The sequence below is a fragment of the Mesorhizobium sp. M0119 genome (assembly GCF_040322615.1).
Taxonomy (GTDB): Bacteria; Pseudomonadota; Alphaproteobacteria; order Rhizobiales; family Rhizobiaceae; genus Mesorhizobium.
The window spans coordinates 18,950-28,549 of record NZ_JAMYTU010000055.1; the positions used below are offsets into that span (position 1 = coordinate 18,950).

The window sequence follows — 9,600 nt, forward strand, 5'->3', positions numbered from 1 at the left end:
CTCAATCGATGTCCGGTGGATCGGCACGTTCGGACAGGATCGGACCTTATGGTGAACAGTCGGTTAAGGTTGGCGATGCGTAGCAAGCCTTCTCGCGCCGACCGCCGTTCGTTCAATCCGTCTCGAAATTGCCGTGAGGAACGACAAGGCGGTATTCGAGGCGGTTCCCGGTGATCTCAAGTGTCGCCGTTCCATTCAAAGAAGTGGGCACGACGCGTTCAAGCGCGACGCTGCCAAAACGCTTCTCGCTACGTTGATTGTCGTTGGCTCCGATCACTTCGGCCCATGTCAGCGACAGCGCAGGCTCGCCAGCGGAAGCTGCCGTCAGATCGGCCGTCACCTCGACGAAACCGTCGCTGCGCGACAGTGCGCCATAGCTGACCGAATTGACGGCGAGCTCATGCATGGCCAAGCCGATGTGCAAGGCGGCATTGGGGTTGAGATATGGATTTGCGCCGCGGAAGCGTAGGCTGTGCAAGGGGTCCGCGCCGTACCTGCCGACCTGACCGGAAACCAGCTCGCGCAGCGCCGCTCCCCGCCAATTAGATGACGTAACCAGGTCCTGCGAGGAGGCCAGCGACTGCAATCGGCCCCGGAAACGCGTCAGGAAATCGTCAATGCTGCCGGAATAACGGCCCGTCTGGGTGGCGATGCTCTGGATGATGGCCAAAAGGTTCTTGGAGCGATGACTGACTTCGCGCAGCAGCGCCTTCAACGTCTGCTCCCGGCGTTTCTGCTCGGTTGTTTCGACCATGGTGGTCACGACGCCCTGCACCGCGCCGGTCTCGCTGCGGTCGGCGTCTATCCACACCTGAAACCAGCGGGCGCCGTCATCGGCCGGCACGCTGAGTTCGAGATGTTGAGGATTGCCCGAAACGATGACGTCGTGCTTAGCGGCGCCGATACGCTCCGCCTGCGCCGGCGGCAAGATGCCGTTGTTGTCGGAGGCATCGGAAGTCCATGGGGCGCGCATGTTGCGCGCCCACACCGTCTTCATTTCGCGATCCTGGTATAGGACGGAAATCCCGGCATTGTGCAGTGCATGGAGAAGTGCCCGGCCAAGCTGCATTCCGCTTTCGGCGGGATGCAAAGCGATGATCTCATCACTCTGGCCGCGGTCTTTCATTTTTCCGACTCTGGAACGCATCAGTCAATTTGCTCAACCCATGTCGGGCTGAACGGCTCGCGGAAAAATGGGTTCCAAAAGGAGGAGCTTCGTATCAAGCCTTAAAAAGCGGTCCGCCGAGCGGCATCCCGTTGGAGGACACTGCCCGGCGGTGGCTGGAAACCGTTTGAGGGGTGCGGCTTCCAGTGTTCGCTTAAATGGCCGCTTGGCATTCACGCTCGTCTGATCAGGCCGGCAATAAGCGATATGATCAAGAAGGCGAGAAAGATGAAGAACAATATCTGCGCTATACCGGCCGAGGTGCCAGCGATACCGCCGAAACCAAGCGCACCGGCGATGATCGCCACGACGAGAAATACGAGCGCCCAGTAAAGCATGATCCATCTCCTTCCAATGCTGCGGTGAAAACGTGATTCGCCTCCGTTTGTTCCACCATTTTCCGAAAAAGACGATGCTGAAAATCGTTACGGCCCGAATTGCTGCGATGTGTGCGAAAAGGTCCTCGTCAGGTTCGGCAGCAGTTGGCTGCCGTGTGTTAAGCGGGCGTCACGCCCCCATCCGGTCCAAGGGGAGTGGCTATCCCACACCCTGGCGGCCGCAACTCGGCCGCTAGCTGTTTTATGCTGCGGCTTTCGCGTGCCGGTCAAAGAACAGGGCCTGGCTGATAAGAGCCTTGACCATATCCGGATTGAACGGCTTGGTGACGAGGAAAGCCGGTTCCGGCCGCTCGCCGGTGAGCAGGCGCTCGGGAAAGGCGGTGATGAAGATCACCGGTACCGAGGTCGACGACAGGATCTCATTGACGGCCGCGATGCCCGAACTGCCGTCGGCAAGCTGGATATCGGCAAGCACCATCTTCGGCCGCGCCTTGCCGAACATCGCCACCGCCTCGGCGTGGGTGCGCGCCGTTCCGACGACGCGGTGGCCGAGGCTTTCGACCATTTCCTCGATATCCATGGCGATCAGCGGCTCATCCTCGATGATCAGCACGTCGGTTGCCACCTGACGGGAGATCTCGTTGCTCGCCTGCGCGAGAAGTTCGGAGAATTCCTGTTCGTCGACGTCGAGAATCTCCGCCGCCTCGTCTTCGCTGAAGCCTTCGACCGCGACCAGCAGAAAGGCTTGGCGGGGACGAGGCGCAATTGCATTCAGATTGGCCGCGGCGCGCTGCTCCCATGCCGACTGGGCATGCTCCTGCGGAACGCGAATGGCCACCGAGGTGAAGAGCTTGGCAAAGACCTTGTAGAGCGCGATGCGGTCGTTCGATGCGTCCGGAAAGATGTCGACATCGGCAATGATGGCTTCGAGCATTGCGGCGACCAGCGCGTCGCCGCTCTCCTGCGATCCGGATACGGCGCGCGAGAAGCGGCGCAGGAACGGCAGGTGCGGAGCGATGGTTGCTGATAGGCTCATATCGGACGTCTCCCTCATATGACGTGATTGCATGTTATAGCTAAAAACGGTTCGCAACCCCAAAGTTAGAAACGCGGGTTGTGCGAAAAAGTTCCGGTCATGCGGAACTAAGTATGCGGGCTGGCGTTTAGGGCGGGGTTGGGCAACCAGACGAGGCTGCCGCTTGCCTTGGGTTATGTGTTGAAGGGCGGCTTAAGGCTGGGACAAAGGGCGAAATGAAGAACATGACGAAAGCTACCACGGCTGGCGTTGGCAACGGGCGCCGGGCTGCTTCCCGCGACCCGCTTGGGCCGAACTCGGAAATCGGCCGCAAACTCAAACAATATTACGACGAGCTGGTCTCTGACAATGTGCCGGATCGCTTCGCCCAACTGCTAAGCCAGTTGGAAAAGGCCGAACCTGTGCAAAAGAAGGACTGAGGCATGGCGGCCGTCTCCCAGGGCTTCAAGACCGATTTGCTCGGCTCGATCCCGAGCCTGCGGGCTTTTGCCGTGTCGCTGACGCAAAACGCCGACAAGGCCGACGACCTGGTGCAGGAAACGTTGGTCAAGGCTTGGGACAAGCATGAAAGCTTCCAGCCCGGCACCAATCTGAAGGCATGGCTGTTCACCATCTTGCGCAACGAATTCTATTCGCAGATGCGCAAGCGTGGCCGCGAGGTGCAGGACAGCGATGGCGTCATGACGGCCAGGCTTGCCGTTCATCCGGCACAGCACGGCCAGCTTGACCTCGAGGACTTTCGCGGCGCGCTCGAGTTGCTGCCAGAAGACCAGCGCGAAGCCATTATCCTCATCGGCGCGTCGGGCTTCTCCTACGAGGAAGCGGCCGAAATCTGCGGCTGCGCGGTCGGAACGATCAAGAGCCGCGTCAGCCGCGCCCGCACGCGGCTGCAGGAAATCCTGAAGATCTCCGGTGAAGACGAGTATGGCCCGGACGCAATTTCGGCTCAGGTAACCGGGTCGACGGCTGCGTGAAGTGTGGCCGTGTTCGAACCGCTCCGCGCCTCAGCGCAGAGGCGTTCGCCTGCGGGCCGCCGCCACTGCCTCGACGAGATCGTCTCCCGAATAGGGCTTGGTGACCAGTCTGACGCCGGGAAAGGATTTCTTGATCTCGTCGGTATCCGAATAGCCCGAGGCGAAGACGAACGGGATGCCCGCTTCACGCAGCCGCGAAGCAAATTGGAGCGTCGAAACGCCGCTCAGCATGAGGTCGACGATGGCCACATCGAACTGCGCGGCAACGTCTTGCTGTTCGATCTCAGTCAGATCACGGGCGATGACCACATTGAGCGCGCCGTAGTCGCGGCAAAGCTGCTCGATATCCATGGCAATCAGGAACTCATCTTCCAGGATAAGAATCCGCAAACCGTCAAGCGATGCGCGCACGCAGCAATATCTCCTTGAATGCGTCTCTAACGTGAAACGGGGAAAGTCATGATCGTTATTTGGCATGCTGTCATTTAAAAAAGACGTGCCGGCGCGGATGCGTCGGCCTCGGCCCGTGCAAGGCATTTGCAACGCGCGCTGCCGGAGATAGGGTTAGAAGAGGTTCGTGCCGGAACCTTGGGGTCTGTCGGGCGTTTCGACCGAGCAAAAGCATGGAGAGTGAAGCAATGGCGACTGCCGCAGGAAAGGCCGCGAACGAAGCCCGCACGAATTCCGATGTTGAGGCCGACATCGCACAACTGAAGGCCGACATCGACCAACTTACCAAGCTGTTGGCCAAAACTGGCGAACATGGCTACGGGGCAGCACGGCGAGCCGCCGCCGAAAGCGTCGAGCAGTTGCGAACCCAGGGCGAGGCAGCCTTCGACAGCCTGCGCAGCAACGCCAGGGACATCGAGGCGCAGATGATAGCGCATATGCGCGAAAAACCGGTGACTTCGCTGGCGATCGCCGCAGGTGTCGGATTCCTCTTCGCGCTTCTCGCTCGACGCTAGTTCTGCACGCATGGGAATGCTTGCATCGCTGATCTCGGGCCTCGCCTCGGGCGAAACCATTGCGGCGGTGCAACGCGCGCGCGTCGCTGCGATTGTCTATTCGGTCGCAGCGCTCGCGGCGCTGTGCGGCCTCGGCTTCCTCGTCGGGGCGGCCTATATCTGGACGGCGGCCCGCTATGGGCCGATGGCAGCTTCCCTGAGCTTCGGGATAGGCTTTCTGGCAATCGCCGGTCTCATCCTGCTCGTCTACCGGATGTCGGCCGGCTCGCGCGCCAGGCGCCGGGCGAAGCGACGCAACGCCGACATGAAGGCCATCGGCATCACTGCGGCACTCGCCGTGCTGCCGGCGCTGCTCAAGGGCAAAGGTGGCCCGGGGAAGGCCGGACTGGGCGCGATTCTCGGCCCGGCGATAGCACTCGCTGCCTACGCTATCTACCGCGAGAACGTGAAGCGCGGCTCCGATGATCCGGATCCCGGCAAACGGGAATAGTTCGGCGGGATAGCTTGGGGGAAACGATTCTGGCGCCGGTCGCAAAAATGCTGGCGTCACAAATCTTCGAGCGGAATCGATATTTCGGCGACCACGCCGTCCGGCCGGAATTCATGGGTCACCTCGCTGGAAATGACCTTGGCCAGGCTGCGGCGGATCAGGATCGAGCCGAAGCCATGGCGTTCGGGCGGCGCAACCCGCGGGCCGCCGCTTTCGCGCCAGGCCAGCAACAGACGCCGTGCACCCTTCCTGCCTTGTACCCTCCAATCGAGATCGACCTTTCCGGAAGAAACCGAGAGCGACCCGTATTGCAGTGCGTTGCTTGCCAGTTCATGCAGGATCAGCCCGAGCCCGACTGCCTGGTCGGGTGAGAGCAGGACTTCGGCGCCGGAGATCGCCATGCGCGATTGTCCGGCGGCTTGGAACGGCTTTAGCTCGATCTCCACCAGCTCGCGGATGCCGATGCCGCGCCACTCGCGGTCCGACAGCAGGCTGTGCGCAACGCCCAGTGCCTGCAGCCTGGCGCTGAAGGCTTCGAGGAATTCGCTTGGCTGGCGGGCATGGCGAACGGTCTGCGTCGCCAGCGCCTGTACGGTTGCCAAAGTGTTCTTGACGCGGTGATTGAGCTCGCGCAGCAACAGCCGTTGACGTTCGTCGCCAAGCTTGCGTTCGGTAATGTCGTAGTTGACGCCGAAGATCAGCGTCGGCTTGCCCTCGCCGTCGCGTTCTATGACGCGGCCGCGCGTTGCGATCCATCGTGGCGGATCGAGGCCTTTGACACGGTATTCGCCAAAATAGTCGTCGCTGCCGGTCAGCGCGTCGCGAAAGCGTGTTTCGGTCTGGTGAACGTCGCGCAGGTCGATGGCGGTCAGGATGTCGCGCGCCCTCAGCCTGTTCGACTTGGGCAGGTTGAACAATTCGGACAGCAGGACATCGCAGTCGATCATGTCGCTGCGGATATCCCATGCCCAGCTGGCAAGCGAAGCCGCGTCGAGCGCGATAGCGCGCCGCTTTTCCTCTCGAACCAGTGCGGCTTCGGCAATCGCCGCGCTGCGGGTTGCATCCTTCAGCGTGAACAGGCTGGCGGCGAGGCCAGCCAGCGCCGACAGCTGGTCGAGCTGGACAGAAGAAGGACGTGCGTGCGGCTTCCGGTCGAGCACGCACAGCGTGCCGACCAGCGCGCCGTCGACTACGATCGGCACGCCTGCGTAAAAGCGGATATGATGCTCGCCGGTGACCAGCGGATTGGCTTTGAACCGCGGATCCGCCGCCGCGTCGGCCACGACCATCGGCACGTCGCCGGCTGCAATGGTATAGGCGCAGAACGATGTCTCGGTTGCGATTTCGGTCTCGTCGAGACCGATACAGGACTTGAACCACTGCCGCTCGGCATCGACCAGCGTGATCAGTGCGACAGGCGTTTGCATCGCCGAAGCGGCAAGACCGCCGATACGATCGAAATCAGGGTCGGCAGCCCTGTCCCGCGCGTCGAGGCCGTGCAGCACGGCAAGACGGTCCGCGGCGCCCACCACACGGCGAATATCGGCCGGCAGGCCCGGCGTTTTCTGGCTATTGTCGTCCACTATGCCCCCAGTGGCCGGCCCCGCTGATTGATCAGGCCAATCGGCCCGTTTGTCGCCTTGCCGAGCCGGAACTTTCGCGGCGGGGGACCGTTACCAGCCAACGCCCCGCTAGTTACGCCTGCCGGCGCCAAATATGGAGCCAGACAATGCCAAAAATCATTCCTGAAAACAAAGCCCGTCAAGGGCGGCGGGGTCGGCATGTCCTTCGTATCCTGATCGCCGCGCTGTTGCTGGCTTTTATCGCCTGGGGCGTCGCCGAAATCTACGGCTGGATGATCGAGACGCCGAAGACCGAGCAGGGCAACACGCCCAGCGGCTAGACTCTCTCCATCGCTCGTGCCAGCTCGCATCACGCAACCCCACATCACGCTATCCCACGTCAGGCAACCTTTGCCTCGGCGGCGCGCGCCGGGACGAGAACATTCAACGCGCGCGGATGGATTTCGACGGTCGTCTCGCGATCGAGCTTTACCAGTTCGCCGTCCATGACGGCCTGAACTTTCCTGTTCGTCGAATGGATTTTCAAAACGGCGCGGTTTGCCTGATGGATTTCGACATGCTCGTTGCCGCGCCATTTCCCACGGGCGACGTCAAAGAGGAACCTGATCAATTCGCCGCGCCGCCGTGCCACGGTGACATAGATGCCCAGCACGCCGCCTGCCGGATTATCGGCATAGGGCAGGTGGCCCTCGCCGAACAGATTGTTGGTGATGCCGATACCGGTGATCCGGGTTCTGATCTCGGCCTCACCGATCGTTAGCGTTACTTTCATCGCCGGCGGATTGTTGATCGTTGCCCAAGCGGCTCGCACCGAGGCACGCATCTTCCCAAGCCGCGAGCCGAATTCCATCTTCTGGCGCAGTTGCACCATCCTGGCGTGCATGCCGATCGAGAATTGATGCACGAAAGGCCGGCCGTTGGCTGTTGCAATGTCAATCGCCATCACCTCGCCGTCCGCAAACGATTTCAGTGCCGCATCGAGGGTCTGCGGAATACCGAGGCCGCGCGCGAAAAGGTTCATTGTGCCAGCCGGCAGAATTGCTAGCGCCTTCTCCCCATTCATCAAACGGGCTGCCGCGGCCGAAATGGTGCCGTCGCCGCCGCCCGCCAGCACGACGTCGATGCCACGCCTGGAAGCCACGCCGTCCAGCGTGGCGACGATATCCTTGCCGGCGACGATTTCGATATCGATCGAGTGGCCGGCAGTCTCAAGCGTGCCGCGCATCCGGCTGGCGAAGGCCTCAAGATCGATGGTGCGCAGGGTGCCCCCGTCCTTGTTCAGCACCGCTGCAAACCGCATGGCCGTTCCATTTTCCAGCACCTATCGGGCCGGGACGGGGCCCCAGCCGGGAGTGGAACGGGGCGGGCGAGAAAATGTTCCGTTCGACCAGCGCGGCGAATCCGAGAACCATTGACATCGCACCGGGTGCACCACGGCTTTTTTCGGAACAACAGTGTGGTCACAACGTTGTGAACATGCAGAAGACGCTGCGCCCGCAGTGACGCCAGGCGGGCAGGGCGTGCACGAAATCACCGACGAGGAGACACTAAGATGATCCGCACCCTTTTAACCACGACAGCAGTCGCAACATTGATTGCGACGGGTGCATTTGCGCAATCGGCGACGACCCCGGCGCCGGCGCAACCACCCGCCGCCCAGGATACCGCTCCGGCGATACGTGCCGAGGGCAGCCTTGCCACCAACATCATCGGCGAATCCGTCTATAACGGCACCGGCGACGATGCCCAGAATATCGGCAACGTCAGCGACGTCGTCTTCGACGAGCGCGGCCAGGTGAAATCCGTCGTCATCGGCGTTGGCGGTTTTCTTGGCATAGGAACCAAGAACGTCACTTTCGACTACAGCAAGATGCAATGGGCCGAAAGAAATGGCGACCGTTGGCTGATAGCGCAAACGACGAAGGATGAGTTGACGGCTCAGCCGGATTTCGACCGGACTCCTTACGATCCACCTCCGCCACCAGCTTCGGCCGATAATGCGGCGCCTGCCGCCCCTTCCACCAGCGCGCAAAATACAACCCCTGCGCCTGCCGCGCCGGCTGAGCCAGTGAAGCGCGCCGAAGGCAATCTCGCCACCAATATCATCGGCGAGACCGTCTATAACGGCACCGGCGACGACGCCCAAAACATCGGTGACGTGAACGACATCGTCATCAACAAGGAAGCCAAGGCGCAATCGCTGATCATCGGTGTCGGCGGCTTCCTCGGCATCGGCGAAAAAAACGTCGCCTATGATTTTGACAAGGCGCAATGGGCCGAAAGGAACGGCGATCGCTGGCTGGTCGCGCAAACGACCAAAGAAGAGCTGCAGGCGCAGCCGGACTTCGACCGCAAGCCCTATGATCCGGCCCCGGCAACCACTGCGTCGAATGATGCCGCGGCTACTGCGCCCGCCACCGTCACGCCTACCGTGACGGCCAGCAACACCGCGACGACCAACAACACTGACCAAGCCAGCAAGACGGCTCAAAACGCTCCGGCAGCAGCGCCTCCGGCTAACTCGGCGGCCGACCAGACCAAGACCGGGTCGATCGACAAGTCGACGCTAACCGAAATGCCGATGGGCGAAATCCGGGCCGAGGATCTGGTTGGAACAACCGTTTACGGCGCCAACGATGTCAACGTCGGCGAAATTGGCGATATCGTGCTGGGCAGCGACAAGAAGGTCGACGCAGTCATCATCGACGTCGGCGGCTTCCTCGGCGTCGGCGAGAAGGAGGTGGCGGTCGGCATGGACAACCTGAAATTCATGACCGACAAGAACGGCAAGCGCTATCTCTACACGAACTTCACCAAGGAGCAGCTTGAGGCGCAGGCCCCCTATGACAAGGCCACGTATGCGCAAAGTCGCGACAAACAGCGCATGATCATGCGCTAAGCTGCACACAGGCCGACAGAGAAGCGGGGGGGGGGGGCGGGGGCGGGGGGGGGGGGGGTGGGGGGGTTGGGGCGGCGGCGGCGGGGCCGGCGGCCGGGGGGGCGGGGGGGGGCGGGGGCGGGCGGGGCGGGGGAGGGGGGCGCGCGGGCG

At 62.0% G+C, this 9,600-nt stretch carries 12 protein-coding genes; 6 read left to right on the top strand and 6 right to left on the bottom strand.

Features of this window, described 5'->3' with window-relative positions; all coding sequences use genetic code 11:
- Positions 1-112: 112 nt before the first annotated feature.
- The 3 genes from NKJ40_RS28795 to NKJ40_RS28805 all read right to left on the bottom strand — a co-directional run bounded on the left by NKJ40_RS28795 (position 113) and on the right by NKJ40_RS28805 (position 2,539).
- The gene (locus tag NKJ40_RS28795; protein WP_352451150.1) at positions 113-1,147 is read right to left on the bottom strand and encodes a sensor histidine kinase; all 1,035 of its coding nucleotides are present in this window, start codon (positions 1,145-1,147) and stop codon (positions 113-115) included.
- 191 nt (positions 1,148-1,338) lie between these two features.
- Positions 1,339-1,503, bottom strand: coding sequence for a DUF1328 domain-containing protein (locus NKJ40_RS28800; protein ID WP_023678541.1), 165 nt, complete (start codon positions 1,501-1,503; stop codon positions 1,339-1,341).
- Positions 1,504-1,744: 241 nt separating this feature from the next.
- Positions 1,745-2,539: a response regulator gene (locus NKJ40_RS28805; protein ID WP_023678542.1), complete on the bottom strand. Its 795-nt coding sequence runs from the start codon at positions 2,537-2,539 to the stop codon at positions 1,745-1,747.
- Between the two features lie 215 nt (positions 2,540-2,754).
- Between NKJ40_RS28805 and NKJ40_RS28810 the strand changes: the two genes are divergently transcribed.
- Both NKJ40_RS28810 and NKJ40_RS28815 read left to right on the top strand, forming a co-directional pair.
- On the top strand, positions 2,755-2,958 hold the full coding sequence (locus NKJ40_RS28810) for a NepR family anti-sigma factor (RefSeq protein WP_023720919.1): 204 nt from the start codon (positions 2,755-2,757) through the stop codon (positions 2,956-2,958).
- 3 nt (positions 2,959-2,961) lie between these two features.
- On the top strand, positions 2,962-3,513 hold the full coding sequence (locus NKJ40_RS28815; RefSeq protein ID WP_023678544.1) for a sigma-70 family RNA polymerase sigma factor: 552 nt from the start codon (positions 2,962-2,964) through the stop codon (positions 3,511-3,513).
- Between the two features lie 30 nt (positions 3,514-3,543).
- Here the strand turns inward: NKJ40_RS28815 and NKJ40_RS28820 are convergent, their stop codons facing one another.
- On the bottom strand, positions 3,544-3,924 hold the full coding sequence (locus NKJ40_RS28820) for a response regulator (protein ID WP_352468955.1): 381 nt from the start codon (positions 3,922-3,924) through the stop codon (positions 3,544-3,546).
- Positions 3,925-4,151: 227 nt separating this feature from the next.
- On the opposite strand from NKJ40_RS28820, the gene NKJ40_RS28825 reads away from it, so the two are divergent.
- Together NKJ40_RS28825 and NKJ40_RS28830 are read left to right on the top strand one after the other, a co-directional pair.
- Positions 4,152-4,478 (top strand): ElaB/YgaM/YqjD family protein, encoded by a 327-nt coding sequence (locus NKJ40_RS28825; RefSeq protein WP_352468956.1) that lies wholly within the window; start codon positions 4,152-4,154, stop codon positions 4,476-4,478.
- 10 nt (positions 4,479-4,488) lie between these two features.
- Complete coding sequence (locus NKJ40_RS28830) at positions 4,489-4,968, top strand: hypothetical protein (protein ID WP_352468957.1); 480 nt, start codon at positions 4,489-4,491, stop codon at positions 4,966-4,968.
- A gap of 56 nt (positions 4,969-5,024) precedes the next feature.
- On the opposite strand, the gene NKJ40_RS28835 is transcribed toward NKJ40_RS28830, so the two are convergent.
- Positions 5,025-6,551, bottom strand: coding sequence for a sensor histidine kinase (locus NKJ40_RS28835; RefSeq protein ID WP_352468958.1), 1,527 nt, complete (start codon positions 6,549-6,551; stop codon positions 5,025-5,027).
- 146 nt (positions 6,552-6,697) lie between these two features.
- Between NKJ40_RS28835 and NKJ40_RS28840 the strand changes: the two genes are divergently transcribed.
- Complete coding sequence (locus NKJ40_RS28840) at positions 6,698-6,871, top strand: hypothetical protein (protein ID WP_352468959.1); 174 nt, start codon at positions 6,698-6,700, stop codon at positions 6,869-6,871.
- 59 nt (positions 6,872-6,930) lie between these two features.
- Here the strand turns inward: NKJ40_RS28840 and NKJ40_RS28845 are convergent, their stop codons facing one another.
- Complete coding sequence (locus tag NKJ40_RS28845) at positions 6,931-7,851, bottom strand: diacylglycerol/lipid kinase family protein (RefSeq protein ID WP_352468960.1); 921 nt, start codon at positions 7,849-7,851, stop codon at positions 6,931-6,933.
- Between the two features lie 252 nt (positions 7,852-8,103).
- On the opposite strand from NKJ40_RS28845, the gene NKJ40_RS28850 reads away from it, so the two are divergent.
- Positions 8,104-9,450: a PRC-barrel domain-containing protein gene (locus NKJ40_RS28850; protein WP_352468961.1), complete on the top strand. Its 1,347-nt coding sequence runs from the start codon at positions 8,104-8,106 to the stop codon at positions 9,448-9,450.
- The last annotated feature ends 150 nt before the right edge of the window (positions 9,451-9,600 follow it).

What these genes read in the sequence shown, in the direction of transcription:
- NKJ40_RS28825 (WP_352468956.1), top strand. Translation starts at nt 4,152, where the DNA reads ATGGCGACTGCCGCAGGAAAGGCCGCGAACGAAGCCCGCACGAATTCC.
- NKJ40_RS28810 (WP_023720919.1), top strand. Translation starts at nt 2,755, where the DNA reads ATGAAGAACATGACGAAAGCTACCACGGCTGGCGTTGGCAACGGGCGC.
- NKJ40_RS28800 (WP_023678541.1), bottom strand. Translation starts at nt 1,503, where the DNA reads ATGCTTTACTGGGCGCTCGTATTTCTCGTCGTGGCGATCATCGCCGGT.
- NKJ40_RS28840 (WP_352468959.1), top strand. Translation starts at nt 6,698, where the DNA reads ATGCCAAAAATCATTCCTGAAAACAAAGCCCGTCAAGGGCGGCGGGGT.
- NKJ40_RS28795 (WP_352451150.1), bottom strand. Translation starts at nt 1,147, where the DNA reads ATGCGTTCCAGAGTCGGAAAAATGAAAGACCGCGGCCAGAGTGATGAG.
- NKJ40_RS28805 (WP_023678542.1), bottom strand. Translation starts at nt 2,539, where the DNA reads ATGAGCCTATCAGCAACCATCGCTCCGCACCTGCCGTTCCTGCGCCGC.
- NKJ40_RS28815 (WP_023678544.1), top strand. Translation starts at nt 2,962, where the DNA reads ATGGCGGCCGTCTCCCAGGGCTTCAAGACCGATTTGCTCGGCTCGATC.
- NKJ40_RS28850 (WP_352468961.1), top strand. Translation starts at nt 8,104, where the DNA reads ATGATCCGCACCCTTTTAACCACGACAGCAGTCGCAACATTGATTGCG.
- NKJ40_RS28830 (WP_352468957.1), top strand. Translation starts at nt 4,489, where the DNA reads ATGGGAATGCTTGCATCGCTGATCTCGGGCCTCGCCTCGGGCGAAACC.
- NKJ40_RS28845 (WP_352468960.1), bottom strand. Translation starts at nt 7,851, where the DNA reads ATGCGGTTTGCAGCGGTGCTGAACAAGGACGGGGGCACCCTGCGCACC.